This is a genomic window from Pseudomonas pseudonitroreducens (assembly GCF_021603645.1).
Classification (GTDB): Bacteria; Pseudomonadota; Gammaproteobacteria; order Pseudomonadales; family Pseudomonadaceae; genus Pseudomonas; species Pseudomonas pseudonitroreducens.
In genome coordinates this window covers 211200-227976 of the sequence record NZ_BQHJ01000012.1, presented here as the reverse complement: position 1 = coordinate 227976, position 16777 = coordinate 211200, and the positions used below count along the sequence as shown (strand labels likewise).

The following is a 16777-nucleotide window of genomic DNA, read 5'->3' as shown; positions in this document are numbered from 1 at the left end:
GCAAGCTCGCTCCTACGAAAGAGGGCCTACAGCAGCCGGATGAACAACCAGTACAACCCCGCTGCCAGGCCGATGGCGGCTGGCAGCGTCAGCACCCAGGCCAGCAGCATGTTGCGGATGGTCGGCCACTGCAGGCCGCTGCCGTTGGCGGCCATGGTGCCGGCCACGCCGGAGGAGAGCACCTGGGTCGTCGACACAGGCAGGCCGAAGCCATCTGCCGCGCCGATGGTGAGCATGGCGACCAGTTGCGCCGAAGCGCCCTGTGCATAAGTCAGTGGCGTCTTGCCGATGCCTTCGCCGACCGTGGTGACGATGCGCCGCCAACCCACCAGCGTGCCCAGGCCCAAGGCGAGGGCCACGGCGACCTTGACCCACACCGGGATGAAGCGAATCGCCCGGTCACCTTCATGACGCAGCGCCTGCAGGCTGCTCCAGGTTTCCAGCTCGAACTGCTGGTCGCTGCGGTCCAGCAGGCGGATGGTTTCCAGGGTCAGGTAAAGGTCATTGCGCAGATCCTGCACTTCCTCGGCGGGCACCTTGGCCATCTGCCCATGGCGTTGCAGGCGTGCGCCGATGTCGCTGATCACGCTGGCCAGCGAGGGCAGCAGTTCCGGTCGGACTCTTTCGTCCTCCTGATAGCCCAGCAGTGTCCGGCGCGGGTCCGCCGCCGGGCTGCCGCCGAAGCGGTGCAACTGCTCCTGGCTCGCCTGGGTCAGCGCCAGCAGTCGCTGTGCCTGCTCCGGGGAGTGCCCGCGGTCGACCGCGAAAGCCAGCGGAACGGTGGCGATGAGGATCAGCATGATCAGGCCGATGCCTTTCTGCCCGTCGTTGGAACCGTGGGCGAAGGAGACGCCGGTGCAGGTGAGGATCAGGATGGCGCGAATCCACCGCGGCGGCGGTGTGCGGCCCTCTGGCGCATGGAACAGCGCGCGGTTGCGGATCGTCGAGCTCATCACCCGCAGCAACACGAAGGCCGCGAAGAAGCCCACCAGCGGCGAGAGGAACAGCGCATAACCCACGGTGGTCAGTTGCGACCAGGCATTGCCCGACAACCCGATGTGCCCGGCCATGGCGCCGTGGGCCAGGCCGATGCCGACGATGGAGCCGATCAGGGTGTGCGAGGACGACACCGGCAGCCCCAGCCACCAGGTGCCGAGGTTCCACAGGATCGAGGCGATCAGCAGGGCGAAGATCATCGCCAGGCCGGCGCTGCTATCGACCTTCAGCAGCAGGTCCAGCGGCAGCAGCGAAACGATGGCAAAGGCCACCGCACCGCTGGAAAAGAGCACCCCGAGAAAATTCCACAATCCCGACCAGGCCACCGCGAAGCGCGGCGGCAGTGCATTGGTATAGATGACCGTGGCCACCGCGTTGGCCGTGTCATGGAAGCCGTTGATGAATTCGAAGCCCAGGGCGATCAGCAGGGCTACCACCAGCACCACCACCGACCAGCCCGGCTCCAGGTGCGTGCCGCTGGCGCGGATGTCGTGGCCGAGCGCGGCGAAGGTGAAGACCAGCGCTGCCGCCAGCAGCAGGAAGAACGTCAGCCGTCCCTTGAAACCGTGGGTTTCGCGCAGCACAGGGCTGATCGGGAACTGGGTCAGCCGCGAGGCGCGCATCACCTCCAGCATGCCAAAGCGGTCAAGCACGTGAGGGCTTCCTTCGGGTTGGTGGGAACGTCTGGGCCACGGCGGACTCCTTGAGGTGATGCTCTGAAGACTAGCCGGCCATGGCGATCATGGGCTGGCCGGACGAGCGGGAGTCCATGCTATGACGGCTCTGATGAGTGGTTCCTTGATACCAATGCTGACGTCGGAAGTTTTGGCGGTCTGACTATCGCAACTTCAGCGCCGCTGCGCGGCTGTGCTGTAGACCTCACCGCGCTCTCGTCTGCCGATGGCGACAACCGTGACGACGACGCGGTACTCCTCGATGCGGTAGACCAAGCGGTAACCCGCCGAGCGCAGCTTGATCTTGTAGTGGTTCGGCAGCCCGTGGAGGGTGTCGGCCTGGACGCGAGGATTGCTCAGGCGCTCGTCAAGCTTTCGTTTGAACTGCTCGCGCACCGTATGGCCCAGTGTGCGCCACTCCTTCAGTGCGGCTGGCAGAAACTCCAGCTCATAGGTCATCGAGTGATACCGGAATGCCTTTGTCGCCTAGCCGCGCGCGAGCAATTTCCGCCAGCTCCAGATCTTCCAGGCGATCAAGGATCGACTCGAATAGCTCCGCCGGCACCATGTAACCCATCACCTTGTTGTGATTGAGCACCGCGACCGGCTCGCCGCCGGATTCTGCCAGCACGGCGGAAGGGTTTTTCTTCAGTTCAGAAACGCTGACAGCGGTATTGGCAAGCAAGGTCTGCATAGAAATAGCTCCAAATAATGGATCAAATTTTGGTCACTATAAGGCGTACTGACAAGCTTGAACCGATGAAATAGAAATGCCCCGGCGAGCCGGGGCATTTTCTTCGCAGCAACTGGGCGCTATTCCGCAGGCTTTTTCAGCTTCGGATTAGGGAAGAACTGCACGCCCTGCACCTTCGGGTCCTTGGGCTTTTCCAGCGCGCTGGTGTTGACGCGGGTGGACAGCTCTTTCGGCACCGACTGGCCCTGGGCGTTGAGGGTGTCGGCGTAGCCGCAGGCCACGCACTCACGGTGCGGTACGCCGTCGACGTCCCACATGACGATCTTGTCCTGCTCGCTGCAGGCCGGGCAGACGGCCCCGGCGATGAAGCGTTTCTTCACTTCGCTCATCAGGCTGCCTCCTCGGACAGGCCGGAGTGGCGCAGCAGGGCGTCGATGGACGGCTCGCGGCCACGGAAGGCGACGAACAGCGCCATCGGCTCCTGGGAGCCGCCCTTGGCCAGGATCGCGTCGCGGAAGGCCGCGCCAGTCGCCGGGTTGAGCACGCCTTCTTCCTCGAAGCGCGAGAAGGCGTCGGCGGACAGCACCTCGGCCCACTTGTAGCTGTAGTAACCGGCCGCGTAACCGCCGGCGAAGATGTGCGCGAAGCTGTTGGCGAAACGGTTGTACGCCGGCGGGCGCATCACCGCGACTTCAGCGCGGATCGCCTCGATCACCTCGAGCACGCTGCGGCCGTCGCCATGGGTGGCGTGCAGCTCGAAGTCGAACAGCGAGAACTCCAGCTGGCGGACCATCATCAGGCCGGACTGGAAGTTTTTCGCGGCGAGCATCTTCTCCAGCAGGTCCTGCGGCAGCGGCGCGTCGGTTTCGTAGTGGCCGGAGATCAGTGCCAGGCCTTCCGGCTCCCAGCACCAGTTCTCCATGAACTGGCTGGGCAGCTCCACCGCGTCCCAGGCCACACCGTTGATGCCCGAGGCGCCGGCGTGCTCGACGCGGGTCAGCAGGTGGTGCAGGCCGTGGCCGAATTCGTGGAACAGGGTGGTGACTTCATCGTGGGTCAGCAGCGCCGGCTTGCCGCCGACCGCCGGGGTGAAGTTGCATACCAGGTAGGCCACCGGCGCCTGCAGGTCGCCGCCGGCGGTGCGGCGACGGTCGCGGGCGCCGTCCATCCAGGCGCCGCCGCGCTTGTTGGCGCGGGCGTAGAGGTCGAAGTAGAAGCGGCCGACGTGCTGGCCGTTTTCTTCGATCTCGAACAGGCGCACGTCCGGGTGCCAGCGCTCGAAGTCGTTCAGTTCGCGAATCTGGATGCCGTAGAGCTTCTGCACGATGGCGAACAGGCCGGAGAGCACCTTGTCGATCGGGAAGTACTCGCGCAGGGCTTCCTGGGACACGCTGTAGCGCGCCTCGCGCAGCTTCTCGCCGAAGTAGCTGGCGTCCCAGCTCGACAGGTTCGGGCAGCCCTGCTCGGCGGCGTAGGCCTTGAGCTGCTCCAGGTCCTGGGCGGCGAAGGGCTTGCTGCGCACGGCCAGGTCGCGGAGGAAGTTCAGCACCTGCTCCGGCGTCTCGGCCATCTTGGTCGCCAGCGACAGCTCGGCGAAGTTCTTGAAGCCCAGCAGGTGCGACAGTTCCTGGCGCAGGTCGAGGATTTCCTGCATTACCGGGCCGTTGTCGTTCTGCCCGGCATTCGGGCCCTGGTCGGAGGCGCGGGTGCAGTACGCGGCGTAGACCTCTTCGCGCAGGGCGCGGTCTTCGGCGTAGGTCATCACCGCGTAGTAGCTGGGGAACTCCAGGCTGATCAGCCAGCCGTCGAGTTCCTTGGCCTGCGCGGCAGCCTGCATCTGCGCCTTGGCCGAGTCGGTCAGGCCGTCGAGGGCGGCTTCGTCGGTGACGTGCTTGGTCCAGGCCTGGGTGGCGTCCAGCAACTGGTTGGAGAAGCGGCTGCCCAGCTCGGACAGGCGCGTCTGGATTTCCGCGTAGCGCTGCTGCTGGTCCGCCGGCAGGTCGATACCCGACAGACGGAAGTCACGCAGGGCGTGTTCGAGGATGGTCTTCTGGGCGACGTCGTAGCCTTTCGACTCGGGGCTGCTGGCGAGCGCCTCGTAGGCCTTGAACAGCTCGGGGTTCTGCCCCAGTTCGGTCCAGTAGGCGGACAGCAGCGGCAGGCAGCCTTCATAGGCGTCGCGCAACTCGGCGCTGTTGCACACCGCGTTGAGGTGGCTGACCGGGCTCCAGGCCTTGCCCAGGCGGTCATGCAGTTCGTCCATGGCCAGCACCAGGCCGGCCCAGGTCGGGGTGCCGTTCTGCTGGGCGAGGATGCGCGCGATGGCTGCGCGGTTGTCGGCGAGGATCTGCTCGATGGCCGGCTTCACGTGCTCGGGGCGAATGGACGAGAAGGGCGGCAGGTCGTAGCTCTGCAGAAGAGGATTCGCGCTCACGGTGGCACCTTGGCTGAAGAAACACCTGGCCATCTTAAATACAATCGGACCTATCCGCAGCCACAGGAAAGCTATCGTGACGATTCGAACCTATCAGGGCAAAACGCCATCTTTCGGCGAGCGCGTCTTCGTCGACACCAGCGCCGTGGTCATTGGTGACGTCGAGATCGGCGCCGACAGCTCGGTCTGGCCGCTGGTGGTGATCCGCGGCGACATGCACCGTATCCGCATCGGCGCGCGTACCAGCGTGCAGGATGGCAGCGTGCTGCACATCACCCACGCCGGCCCGTTCAACCCGGACGGCTTCCCGCTGACCATCGGCGACGAGGTGACCATCGGTCACAAGGTGCTGCTGCATGGCTGCAGCATCGGCAGCCGCATCCTGGTCGGCATGGGGTCCATCGTGATGGACGGTGCGGTGATCGAGGACGAGGTGATCCTCGGCGCCGGCAGCCTGGTGCCGCCGGGCAAGGTACTGGAGAGCGGCTACCTCTATGTCGGCAGCCCGGTGAAGAAAGCCCGCCCGCTGACGGACAAGGAGCGGGCGTTCTTCAGCTATACCGCCGGCAACTACGTGAAGCTCAAGGATCAGCACATTGCCGAGGGGTTTGCGGGCTGATCGCACCTGCGTCCTACGTTCTGATCGTGCTTATTGGGTTGGGCGGTTCGCGAGCAAGCTCGCTCCTACAAAGAGCGCGTGGCTTCCTGTAGGAGCGAGCTTGCTCGCGAACCCCGGCCGAACCGCCGGACGGCCCGCCGCGCCAGACCTCGCGCCCTATACTGAGCCAAGGTGACCGGACGCCAGGGCGTGCCCGGCCGAAGTCAGTAGCAGGCGGCGCCGGGGACGCCGCCGAGCCGGCGGGCGGCGATGAACAGTCTGTGCTCTTTCTGCTCCACCGTTTCACCCTGGCGGCGTGGCGGTGTCGTTGCGCTGCTTCTGCTGGCGCTGGGCGGTTGTGCCCATCACCCCGCCGCACCCACTGCTCCGCTCACCGAGGCCACCTGGCGCCAGGTCGATGCCGACATCGGCGCCGCCTCCCTGGCCGCCACTTCCCAGGCCCGCGCCTACGCCGAAGAAGCCATGCAGCAGTGGATGGACCTGGTCTACCAGCGCACCGACGAAAAATTCATTCCCTGGTTCTCCAGCTACTGGACCCAGCAATGGCTCGGTATGAAGGTCGCCTGGTACAAGATGGGCTCCCACGGTGACCTCGACCCCACTGTCGACAAGCTGGCTGTCTACCTGCAGGAGCAGTACCGCAAGCAGGTACTCGTCCCGGTCGCCAGGCAGGTCGACCCCGACGCGGTGATGGAGAAAGCGACCCGGCACTACGTCGAACTGCTGACCGTCGCGCTGAAGGAAGTTCCCCAGCGCCGCGGCATCCCGCAGAAGGCTTTCGATGAACACCTGATGGGGATTCCGGCGATCAGCCTGGGGCCGCCGTCCAGTCGCGATGCCTCGCTCTACGACGTGGTGCACGCCAAGGACATCGGCAAGCTCCCGGCCTTTGCCGCGTTGATGCAGGAAATCCGCACGGCGTCGGGCAAGGCTGGCGCCGGCACCAGGGTCAGCGGCGTGTCGCCGGTCGCCCAGCGCACCAGCGCCAAGCTGGTCAACGAACTGAAGAACCGCAGCATTGTCGGCGTGGTGGCCGGCGCGGCTGGCAAGGTCGCCGGGTCGGTAATCTCCGTGGCCTTCACGCTGTTCAGCATGGCCGGCAACGACCACGCGCGGCCCGAGGTGGAAACCCAGTTGCGCAAGGAGATCAACGCCGCGTTCGACGAGCAGTGGCTGGCGCTGATGCGCGACCCCGACGGCGGCGTGATGGCCGGCGTCGATCACCTCGGCGGCCGCGTGCAGGAAAAGCTCGCCGGCCAGTTGGCGCAGCCGGAGGATGAGCCCGAGTCGGATGCCCCCGTGCAGACCTACGGCGTCGGCGGTGACCCGCCGGTGAACGTCAGCGGTGGTTTCCGCGTGTTGCGCCAGGGGCAGGGTTCCGCTCCCTGAGGGTGTCGTTCGGCGATTCGCGCTTCGCCCGGGCGGTCATGCGCAGTATCCTTCCCGCCCGACTTTCGCGGCCGGACGCTGATCCCATGCATTACCAGAACATCCTCTTCGACCTCGACGGCACCCTCACCGACCCGCGCGAGGGCATCACCCGTTCGATCCAGTACGCCCTCGCCCAACTGGGCATCGACGAGCCCGACCTGCGCCAGCTCGAACACTTCATCGGCCCACCGTTGCTGCAGTGCTTCATGAGCAGCTACGACTTCGACGAGGCGCGCGCCTGGGAGGCGGTGAACCACTACCGCGTGCGCTTCAAGGACACCGGGCTGTACGAGAACAAGGTATTCGACGGTGTCGGCGAGCTGCTGCAACTGCTCGGCGGCCAGGGCCGCACGCTGTACATCTGCACCAGCAAGCCGACCGTGTTCGCCGCGGAAATCGCCCGCCACTTCGATTTCGCCAAGCACTTCAAGGTGATCTACGGCAGCGAACTGGACGGCACGCGCACCAACAAGGTGGAGCTGATTGAGCACCTGCTGGGGATCGAGAAGCTGGACCTGGCGCAGACGCTGATGATCGGCGACCGCAAGCACGACCTGATCGGCGCGCACCGCAATGGCCTGTCCGCTGCCGGTGTCGGCTACGGCTTCGGCAGCCGTGAAGAGCTGATGGCGGAAAGCCCGGCGCACTACTTCGTGAGCATGGACGAATTGCGCGCGGCGTTTGCCTGAGGCTTTCGACCGGGGTTGGTTCGCGAGCAAGCTCGCTCCTACGAAGAGCAATCGCTCCCTGTAGGAGCGAGCTTGCTCGCGAACCGACGTGGCAGCCCGTACCCTGGTATGCCCCCGTGCGTTCCGATCCAGATGTGCAGCCGGCTCAGCGTGAGGGGTTTGGCTGTTGTAGGAGCAACTGTCTTCGCTGGATAGTCCGTCGCTGCGTCTTCCCCCCTCACCCCAACCCTGGCTGCGCGCCCCGCTCCTCAGGGAGAGGGGGCAGGCGGAGCCGACTGACGCGAAGGTTTCATCCTGCACCGAACGGTCCCCTCTCCCCTTGGGAGAGGGCCAGGGTGAGGGATGGCCCAAGTGCGGAGGTATCTCGTAGCAGCGGATTCATCCGCGATCGGTTGCCGGCTGCTCCGAGCAGGCCGGTTGCAAATCGCGGACGCAGTCCGCTCCTACGAAAACGGGTAGACCGCGCGGTGCGTCAGCTGCGCAGCCACTCCGCCAGCCGCGCCATCATGTCATCGCATTTGGCCAACTGCTCCAGGCTGACGAACTCGTCCGGCTTGTGGCCCTGGTCCATGCTGCCCGGGCCGCAGACCACGGTGGGGATGCCGGCCTGGTGGAACAGCCCGCCCTCGGTGCCGTAGGCGACGGTGGTGAAGTCGCGCGAGCCGCTCAGCAGTGCAATCAACTCGGCGGCCTGGGTCTGCTGGTCGGTCACCAGCGCCGGGTAGGCGGAAATTTCACTGAAGCGGATATCCGTCTCGGCCTTCACCGCTCGCATCTTCGGCAGCAGCTCGGTTTCGGCGAAGGCGCGCAGGTCATCGGCGACCTGTTGCGGATCGTCGCTGGGCAACGCGCGCACTTCGAAATCGAACTGGCATTCGGCGGGCACGATGTTCAGCGCGCGGCCGCCGCTGATCACACCGGTCTGCACGGTGGAATAGGGCGGGTCGAAGCGCGGATCGTGGCGCGCAGGTTCTGCCAGACGGGTGCCGATCTCGCCGAGGCGGCCGATCAGCTTCGCCGCGTACTCGATGGCGTTCACGCCCTGCGGCGCATAGGCCGAATGGCACGGCGCACCGTGTACCTGGCAGCGCATGGCGAGCTTGCCCTTGTGGCCGAGCACCGGCTTGAGTTCGGTGGGTTCGCCGATGATGCAGAGCATCGGCTTGTGCTCGCGGTGTTCCAGCGCGGCAAGCAGCGAGCGCACGCCGAGGCAGCCGACTTCCTCGTCATAGGAGAAGGCCAGGTGCACCGGCAGGCGCAGCGGCTGGGCGAGAAACGCCGGTACTGCTGCCAGCACGCAGGCGATGTAGCCCTTCATGTCCGCGGTGCCGCGCCCGTAGAGGCGACCATCGCGCTCGGTCAGCGCGAACGGTGGGACCGTCCATGGCTGGCCGTCGGTCGGCACCACGTCGGTGTGGCCGGACAGGCACACGCCGCCGCGATCCTGCGGACCCAGCGTAGCGTAGAGGTTGGCCTTGCCGCCTTCGGCGTCGTGGAACAGCTCGCAGGCGATGCCGAAGCCGGCGAGGTAGTCGCGGATGTAGTGGATCAGCGCCAGGTTGGAATTGCGGCTGACGGTGTCGAAGGCGATCAGGTCGGCGAGGATTTCACGGCTGGAAGGCATGGTCGGGTCCTGCTGTTGGCTCTTCGTAGGAGCGAGCTTGCTCGCGAACCCGTGCCCCGCAGCGGAGGCGGTTCGCGAGCAGGGGCTAGGCGTCCCCTCGCTCCTACAGGTTCACGGCGTTACTCGTCGCCCGGCACACCGTAGCTCGGTGCCTTGGTCGGGTCGAGGGCGCGCACGAGGTAATCCTCCAGTTGCGGCTTGTAGGCCACCCAGAGTTTCTCCAGCTCATCGATGGGCGCTTCGTCCGCCCAGTCCACGCGCAGGTCGACGATCGGCCAGACCAGATCGCCGACGACCTTCAGCGCCGCCGAGTGCACCGGGCCGGCTTCGCCACCGGCGGCCATCGCCGCCTGCATCGCGGCCAGCAGGCGCTCGGCCAGGCAGCCGTTGGCGCCTTCGAAGGCCTGGGTCATGGCTTCGATTACCGCGGGGGAGGACAGCAGGTTGCCGGCCGCCACGCAGTTCTCGCCCGCCACGGCGTTGTACACGCCCAGCGCTTCGCTGCCGGTGAACAGCGCGACCTTGCCGTGCTGGTCGATCACCGTCACCTGGCGGTACTGGCTGTAGCCGTTGCTGGAGAGCGCCTTGTCCAGCGCCGCGCCTGGCTCGAGGCCGGCTTCAAGCTGGTCGAGGATCTGCGGGCCGAGGGCCGGCAGGGTGATGTTCTGCGTCGCCACCGCGCCGACGCCGGCGCGTACCCAGGGGCAGCGGGCGCCCACGGCAATGCTCGAGGAGCTGATGGCGATACCCAGTTGTCCGGTTTCGGCGCAGCGGCCGACGATGGAAAAGGTCATGGTGGCTCCTTGCTTGTTCTAATAGCTAAAACGACAAAGGGCGATGCGGAAAATCCGCATCGCCTGCACGCTTGAAAGCGTCACGAGCGACGGCCAGGCAAGGCGGGGTTGGGCGAGAAAAGCGGAGTTTGCTGTAGCAAATGAGCATTTTCTCGACCGGCCCCAACGCAGCATGGCCTAGCGCAGTAGCTTTCAGTCCGGGATCACCGCGATCACATCGATCTCCATCAGCCACTGCGGCTGACCGAGGGCCGACACCACCAGGCCGGTGGAGATCGGGAACACGCCCTTCAGCCACTTGCCGACTTCCTGGTACACCGGCTCGCGGTAGCGCGGGTCGATCAGGTAGGTGGTGGTCTTGACGATGTGCGACAGGTCGCTGCCGGCTTCTTCCAGCAGTTGCTTGACGTTCTTCATCGCCTGTTCGGCCTGGGCACGCGGGTCGCCCAGCCCTACCAGGTTGCCCTCGAAGTCGGTACCGACCTGGCCGCGCACGTACACGGTGTTGCCGGCGCGCACGGCCTGGCAGAGGTCGTTGTCCAGGGTCTGGTTCGGGTAGGTGTCCTTGGTGTTGAACATGCGAATGCGAGTATGGGTAGGCATCTCTTACTCCCAGGATGCGGCTTTGGGTACGGAGCCTTCGCGCTGCGAGGCATCCTGATATTCGACATAACGGCGCTGGGTGGCGATGTGGCCAGCCACATGCTTGGCGTCGTGCCATACACCCCAGATGAAGGTGGAGCCGCGACGGGACAGCCACGGCAGGCCGACGAAGTACACGCCCGGCTCGCGGGACACGCCGCGCTGGTGCTTGGGCTTGCCCTTGTCGTCGAAGGCGTCCACCTGCAGCCAGTTGAAGTCCACGGCGTAGCCGGTGGCCCAGATGATTGCGGTGATGCCGGCGTCGGCGAGGTTCAGCTGCTGGATCGGATTGCGGATGCACTCGGCATCGGCGAAGACCTTGCGGGCCTCCGGTTCCAGCGGCAGGTCCAGGCCGTTGCGCTCGATATAGGCGTCGGCGGCGTCGAGCAGGCCGAGGTAGTTGTCATCGCCGGCCTTCAGGTTGGCCACCAGGTCGTCCTGGAAGCTCACCTTGCCGCCTTCGAAGGACTTGGTCAGGCCGGTCAGGGTGATGCCCTCGTTGGCCAGGCGACGGAAGTCGATGGTCTCGCCGCCACGGGCACCGCTCACGGCGATGGTCACGTGCTCACGGCCCGGCTGCACTTCCTCGGCGTCCCACAGGCCGAGCACGCCCAGCCACCAGACGAAGTCGCGGTTGCGGTAGGAGCGCGGCGGGCGGTCATGGGCGCCCACGGACAGGTAGGTCTTCTTGCCGGCGCGGTTCAGTTCGTCGGCGATCTGCACGCCGGAGGAGCCGGCGCCGATCACCAGCACCGCGCCTTCGGGCAACTGCTGCGGGTTGTAGTACTTGGCCGAGTGGATCTGGTAGAGGCCTTCGTCCTTCGGTGCGATGGCCGGGATCACCGGACGCTGGAACGGGCCGGTGGCGGAAACGATGCGCAGGGCCTGAAGGGTGCCTTCGGAGGTTTCCACGGTGAAGCCGGGGCGGCCTTCGTTACGGGTGACCTTCTTCACTTCCACGCCGGTGCGGATCGGCGCGTTGAACTGCTTGGCGTAGGCGACGAAGTAGTCGGCTACCTGCTCCTTGTGCGGGAAGTCGTCCGGGCCGACCGGGAATTCCATGTTCGGGAAGCGGTCATGCCAGGCCGGGCCGTTGGCGACCAGCGAGTCCCAGCGACCGGTGCGCCAGGCTTCGGCGATGCGGCTCTTTTCCAGCACGATGTGCGGCACGCCCTGTTGGGTCAGGTGCTCGCTCATGGCGACGCCGGCTTGTCCGGCGCCAACGACCAGCGTGTCGATTTCCAGGTTATCAAGCGACTTCTTGCCGAAGGCGCCTGGATTCAGGTCGGTCATGGCTTGCTTCCTCAGACTCTGATCACGTTTGTTCTTGTTGCGGCTAGGGAGGAGGTGTTGGCCGCATTCTGTTCAGAGGCTGGGATTAGCGAAATTATGTTTTTTGTAGTCGCAGGCTAGGGAAAAGCTGCACCCACGCAAACCCCGCGGCCCGCGGGCTACAGGGGAGGGGGTATAGGATTTTTGGTGGCTGGGGCGACAAATTGGATAGGCAGGATGTGCCTTGTGCTTTTGTGTAAGAGCGAGGGGGACGCCCAGTCATTGCCCGCGAACCAGCCCCGCAGCGGAGCCCGTTCGCGAGCAAGCTCGCTCCTACAGTCGGGGTTGGCGTAGGAGCGGACTCCGTCCGCGATAGGCCCGCATCGCGCCGGATGCCATCGCGGACAGAGTCCGCTCCTACCAGAGCACCGCCTCAGCGGCTCTGCGCCACCGCCTCGAGGAACCGCTCCAGCACCAGGTTCGGCCGGCGGCCCTTGCGGGTCACCACGGTGAGCGGGATGTCGTAGTGGAAGCGCTCCGGCCGCAGCGCGCGCAGGCGGCCCTGGGCCACCCAGCCGGCGGCGTAGTGGTCGGGCAGGTAGCCGATGTAGCTGCCGGTGAGGATCAGGAAGGCCATGCCTTCGCGGTCCGAGGCCGTGGCGCTGCCGGAGAGTTCCTGGTGGCGCTCCTGCGCCTCCGCCGGGATGCGGTAGCTCGGCGCCACCGCGTCGCAGGCGTGGATTTCCTGCACGGTGATGCCGGCATCGTCGCGCGCGAACAGCGGGTGCTCCTGGCTGCAGAACAGCAGCGAGCGCTCCTCGTATAAAGACGAATACTCCAGCCCCGACAGCGGACTGATGAGTGGCACCACGCCGACATGCAACCGTCCGTCGAGAACTCCCAGCTCGATCTCGTTGGGCGTGGTCATGCCGATATTGATCCGCACCCCCGGCCCGCTGGCCTTCAGCGCGCGCAGGGCGTGGGTGATGCGCATCTGCGGCAGGGTCACCAGGTTGTTGATGATGCCGATGTTCAACTCGCCGCGCAGATGCTGGTGCAGCTCGTTGACCTCGGCGCGGAAGCCCTCCAGCGCCGCCAGCAGCGACTGGGTCGCGCGGTACACCTCGCGGCCCTCGTCGGTCAGTGCGAAGCCCGCCCGGCCGCGCTGGCACAGGCGCATGCCCAGGCGCTTTTCCAGGTCGCCCATGTGCAGGCTGATCGCCGAACGGCTGATGCCCAGCGTGCTCTCGGCGGCCGAGAAGCTGCCGCACTCGACTATGGTTTTGAAGATGCGCAGCAGGCGGATCTCGAAGTCGCTGACCTGGCCCAGGGAAGGCGCCCGTTGTTTCGCCATTTTAGTTTTACCAATCCGAAACTGAACGTAAGAAGAATAAGCTTTAACTCACGTTAAGTCAGGCCCAATCTAGTCCCATCGCACCAGGCCCGCCGCGGCCTGCGCGCCCAACAAGACTGTCTTCGAGGACAAGCTGCATGAACCAGCAAGTGAACGTCACCCCGTCGGTGGCCAGCGAACTGAACCTGAAGGCCCACTGGATGCCCTTCAGCGCCAACCGCAACTTCCATAAAGACCCGCGCATCATCGTCGCCGCCGAAGGCAGCTGGTTAGTGGACGACCAGGGCCGCAAGATCTACGACAGCCTGTCGGGCCTGTGGACCTGCGGCGCCGGTCACTCGCGCAAGGAAATCGCCGACGCGGTGGCCAAGCAGCTGACCACCCTCGACTACTCCCCGGCGTTCCAGTACGGCCACCCGCTGTCCTTCAAACTGGCCGAGAAGATCACCCAGCTGACCCCGGCTGGCCTCGACCACGTGTTCTTCACCGGCTCGGGCTCCGAGTGCGCCGACACCTCAATCAAGATGGCCCGCGCCTACTGGCGCCTGAAAGGCCAGGCGCAGAAGACCAAGCTGATCGGCCGCGCCCGTGGCTACCACGGCGTGAACGTTGCCGGCACCGCCCTGGGCGGCATCGGTGGCAACCGCAAGATGTTCGGCCAGCTGATGGACGTCGACCACCTGCCGCACACCCTGCAGCCGGGCATGGCCTTCACCAAGGGCATGGCCGAGACTGGCGGCGTCGAACTGGCCAACGAACTGCTGAAGCTGATCGAACTGCATGACGCCTCCAACATCGCCGCCGTGATCGTCGAGCCGATGTCCGGCTCCGCCGGCGTGCTGGTACCGCCGAAGGGTTACCTGCAGCGCCTGCGCGAAATCTGCGACCAGCACAACATCCTGCTGATCTTCGATGAAGTGATCACCGCCTTCGGTCGCATGGGCAAGGCCACCGGCGCCGAGTTCTTCGGCGTGAAGCCGGACATCATGAACGTCGCCAAACAGGTCACCAACGGCGCCATCCCCATGGGCGCGGTGATCGCCAGCAGCGAAATCTACGACACCTTCATGGGCCAGAACCTGCCGGAATACGCCGTCGAGTTCGGCCATGGCTACACCTACTCCGCGCATCCGGTCGCCTGCGCTGCCGGCCTCGCCGCGCTGGACCTGCTGGAAAAAGAGAACCTGATCCAGCAGTCGCTGGAACTGGCTCCGCACTTCGAGAAGGCCCTGCACGGCCTGAAAGGCGCGAAGAACGTCGTCGACATCCGCAACTGCGGCCTGGCCGGCGCCATCCAGATCGGCGCCCGTGACGGCGACGCCATCGTGCGTCCGTTCGAAGCCAGCATGAAGCTGTGGAAAGAAGGCTTCTACGTGCGCTTCGGCGGCGACACCCTGCAGTTCGGCCCGACCTTCAACGCCAAGCCCGAAGACCTGGACCGCCTGTTCAGCGCCGTCGGCGACGCCCTCAACGGGGTGGCGTAAGTGAGCGAACGTCCGAAGGCCGTCCCGACGGTACAGATCGACAACGACAAGGTCCTGGTCACCGAGTGGCGCTTCGCCCCCGGTGCCGAGACCGGCTGGCACCGCCACGGCATGGAATACGTCGTGGTCCCGGTGACCAACGGCGAGCTGCTGCTGGAAACCCCCGAGGGCGAGCGGCGTGCGCCGCTGGTCCTGGGGGCGAGCTACACCCGCCAGATCGGTACCGAGCACAACGTGATCAACCCGTGCGATCACGAAGTGGCGTTCATCGAGATCGAGCTCAAGAGCGACGACCACCCGCACAGCCACTGAGCGCGCGGGCACGCGAGAAGGCAGCGCCGGACGAGTCACCTTAGAGTGGCCGTCCTGGCGGGCTTCGCTGCCCGACCGATGCACCGTACAAATCCCCTCTCCCTCTGGGAGAGGGTTAGGGTGAGGGGCTCTTGAAAGCGCCCCGCCCCAACACTTTCAGCGAGAAGAGACTTCCCATGACCACCGTCAAGCACCTGATCGGCGGCGAAATGATCGCCGACACCGGCCGCACCGCCGACGTCTTCAACCCGTCCACCGGCGAAGCCATCCGCAAGGTTCCGCTGGCCAGCCGCGAAACCGTGCAGCAGGCCATCGACGCCGCCAAGGCCGCCTTCCCGGCCTGGCGCAACACCCCGCCGGCCAAGCGCGCCCAGGTGCTGTTCCGCTTCAAGCAACTGCTCGAAGCCAACGAAGCGCGCATCAGCCAGCTGATCAGCGAAGAACACGGCAAGACCCTGGAAGACGCCGCCGGTGAACTCAAGCGCGGCATCGAGAACGTCGAATACGCCAGCGCCGCCCCGGAAATCCTCAAGGGCGAGTACAGCCGCAACGTCGGCCCGAACATCGACGCCTGGAGCGACTTCCAGCCGATCGGCGTGGTCGCCGGTATCACCCCGTTCAACTTCCCGGCCATGGTGCCGCTGTGGATGTACCCGCTGGCTATCGCCTGCGGCAACACCTTCATCCTCAAGCCGTCCGAGCGTGACCCGAGCTCCACCCTGCTGATCGCCGAACTGTTCGAAGAAGCCGGCCTGCCCAAGGGCGTGCTGAACGTCGTGCACGGCGACAAGACCGCCGTCGACGCGCTGATCGAGGCCCCGGAAGTCAAAGCCCTGAGCTTCGTCGGTTCGACCCCGATCGCCGAGTACATCTATTCCGAAGGCACCAAGCGCGGCAAGCGCGTACAGGCCCTGGGCGGCGCCAAGAACCACGCCGTGCTGATGCCCGACTGCGACCTGGACAACGCCGTCAGCGCCCTGATGGGTGCGGCCTACGGCTCCTGCGGCGAGCGCTGCATGGCCATCTCCGTCGCTGTTTGCGTGGGCGACCAGATCGGCGACGCGCTGGTCGAGAAGATCGTCCCGCAGATCAAGGCCCTGAAAATCGGCGCCGGCACCTCCTGCGGCCTGGACATGGGCCCGCTGGTGACCGGCGCTGCCCAGCAGAAAGTCACCGGCTACATCGACACCGGTGTCGAGCAGGGCGCCCAACTGCTGGTCGACGGCCGCAACTACAAGGTTGCCGGTCATGAGAACGGCTTCTTCGTCGGCGGCACCCTGTTCGACAAGGTGACCCCGGACATGACCATCTACCAGGAAGAAATCTTCGGCCCGGTGCTGTGCATCGTGCGCGTGAACAGCCTGGAAGAAGCCATGAAGCTGATCAACGACCACGAATACGGCAACGGCACCTGCATCTTCACCCGTGACGGTGAAGCCGCTCGCCTGTTCTGCGACGAGATCGAAGTCGGCATGGTCGGCGTCAACGTACCGCTGCCGGTACCGGTGGCCTACCACAGCTTCGGCGGCTGGAAGCGTTCGCTGTTCGGCGACCTGCACGCCTACGGCCCGGATGGCGTGCGCTTCTACACCAAGCGCAAGGCCATCACCCAGCGCTGGCCGCAGCGCAAGTCGCACGAAGCGGCGCAGTTCGCCTTCCCCAGCAATGGCTGATGGTGAATAAGCGGTAAGAAAAAGGCCGGTCCAGTGACCGGCCTTTTTCGTTTTTGGATGGTGGGCAAACACTCCAACCGTCCGG

At 65.7% G+C, this 16777-nt stretch carries 16 protein-coding genes; 6 read left to right on the top strand and 10 right to left on the bottom strand.

Going from position 1 to position 16777, the window contains the following annotated elements; genetic code table 11:
- Window positions 1-26: 26 nt before the first annotated feature.
- The 5 genes from L6D89_RS26435 to prlC form a co-directional block, all read right to left on the bottom strand.
- Window positions 27-1631 (bottom strand): inorganic phosphate transporter, encoded by a 1605-nt coding sequence (locus L6D89_RS26435; RefSeq protein ID WP_373874992.1) that lies wholly within the window; start codon window positions 1629-1631, stop codon window positions 27-29.
- Window positions 1632-1844: 213 nt separating this feature from the next.
- Window positions 1845-2129 (bottom strand): type II toxin-antitoxin system RelE family toxin, encoded by a 285-nt coding sequence (locus L6D89_RS26430; protein WP_236201660.1) that lies wholly within the window; start codon window positions 2127-2129, stop codon window positions 1845-1847.
- A complete protein-coding gene (locus tag L6D89_RS26425) occupies window positions 2119-2364 on the bottom strand; it encodes a type II toxin-antitoxin system Phd/YefM family antitoxin (RefSeq protein WP_236172252.1) in 246 nt (81 codons plus the stop codon). Before L6D89_RS26425 ends, L6D89_RS26430 begins: the two co-directional genes overlap by 11 nt.
- A gap of 119 nt (window positions 2365-2483) precedes the next feature.
- Window positions 2484-2753: a YheV family putative zinc ribbon protein gene (locus L6D89_RS26420; RefSeq protein WP_236172251.1), complete on the bottom strand. Its 270-nt coding sequence runs from the start codon at window positions 2751-2753 to the stop codon at window positions 2484-2486.
- A complete protein-coding gene (gene prlC, locus L6D89_RS26415) occupies window positions 2753-4798 on the bottom strand; it encodes an oligopeptidase A (RefSeq protein WP_236201659.1) in 2046 nt (681 codons plus the stop codon). The genes L6D89_RS26420 and prlC overlap by 1 nt, the downstream gene beginning before the upstream one ends.
- Window positions 4799-4874: 76 nt before the next feature.
- Here prlC and L6D89_RS26410 point away from each other — a divergent pair, with 76 nt between their 5' ends.
- The 3 genes from L6D89_RS26410 to L6D89_RS26400 all read left to right on the top strand — a co-directional run bounded on the left by L6D89_RS26410 (window position 4875) and on the right by L6D89_RS26400 (window position 7537).
- Window positions 4875-5417, top strand: coding sequence for a gamma carbonic anhydrase family protein (locus tag L6D89_RS26410; RefSeq protein WP_236201658.1), 543 nt, complete (start codon window positions 4875-4877; stop codon window positions 5415-5417).
- A 249-nt stretch (window positions 5418-5666) separates the two neighbouring features.
- Window positions 5667-6806, top strand: a complete 1140-nt coding sequence (locus tag L6D89_RS26405; RefSeq protein WP_236201657.1) for a hypothetical protein — start codon at window positions 5667-5669, stop codon at window positions 6804-6806.
- A gap of 86 nt (window positions 6807-6892) precedes the next feature.
- On the top strand, window positions 6893-7537 hold the full coding sequence (locus tag L6D89_RS26400) for an HAD family hydrolase (protein ID WP_236201656.1): 645 nt from the start codon (window positions 6893-6895) through the stop codon (window positions 7535-7537).
- 472 nt (window positions 7538-8009) lie between these two features.
- Here L6D89_RS26400 and argE read toward each other — a convergent pair whose 3' ends face one another.
- The 5 genes from argE to L6D89_RS26375 all read right to left on the bottom strand — a co-directional run bounded on the left by argE (window position 8010) and on the right by L6D89_RS26375 (window position 13223).
- On the bottom strand, window positions 8010-9161 hold the full coding sequence (gene argE / locus L6D89_RS26395; RefSeq protein ID WP_236201655.1) for an acetylornithine deacetylase: 1152 nt from the start codon (window positions 9159-9161) through the stop codon (window positions 8010-8012).
- Between the two features lie 119 nt (window positions 9162-9280).
- On the bottom strand, window positions 9281-9955 hold the full coding sequence (locus L6D89_RS26390; RefSeq protein WP_024763732.1) for a DUF1028 domain-containing protein: 675 nt from the start codon (window positions 9953-9955) through the stop codon (window positions 9281-9283).
- A 192-nt stretch (window positions 9956-10147) separates the two neighbouring features.
- On the bottom strand, window positions 10148-10558 hold the full coding sequence (locus L6D89_RS26385) for a RidA family protein (RefSeq protein ID WP_015474916.1): 411 nt from the start codon (window positions 10556-10558) through the stop codon (window positions 10148-10150).
- A gap of 3 nt (window positions 10559-10561) precedes the next feature.
- Complete coding sequence (locus L6D89_RS26380; RefSeq protein WP_236201654.1) at window positions 10562-11890, bottom strand: flavin-containing monooxygenase; 1329 nt, start codon at window positions 11888-11890, stop codon at window positions 10562-10564.
- Window positions 11891-12302: 412 nt separating this feature from the next.
- On the bottom strand, window positions 12303-13223 hold the full coding sequence (locus tag L6D89_RS26375; protein WP_236201653.1) for a LysR family transcriptional regulator: 921 nt from the start codon (window positions 13221-13223) through the stop codon (window positions 12303-12305).
- A gap of 137 nt (window positions 13224-13360) precedes the next feature.
- Here L6D89_RS26375 and aptA point away from each other — a divergent pair, with 137 nt between their 5' ends.
- The 3 genes from aptA (at window position 13361) to L6D89_RS26360 (ending at window position 16692) form a co-directional block, all read left to right on the top strand.
- On the top strand, window positions 13361-14707 hold the full coding sequence (gene aptA, locus L6D89_RS26370) for an omega-aminotransferase AptA (protein ID WP_045213504.1): 1347 nt from the start codon (window positions 13361-13363) through the stop codon (window positions 14705-14707).
- Window positions 14708-15019, top strand: coding sequence for a cupin domain-containing protein (locus L6D89_RS26365; RefSeq protein WP_054910633.1), 312 nt, complete (start codon window positions 14708-14710; stop codon window positions 15017-15019).
- A gap of 176 nt (window positions 15020-15195) precedes the next feature.
- Window positions 15196-16692 (top strand): CoA-acylating methylmalonate-semialdehyde dehydrogenase, encoded by a 1497-nt coding sequence (locus L6D89_RS26360; protein WP_236172240.1) that lies wholly within the window; start codon window positions 15196-15198, stop codon window positions 16690-16692.
- Window positions 16693-16777: the final 85 nt, after the last annotated feature.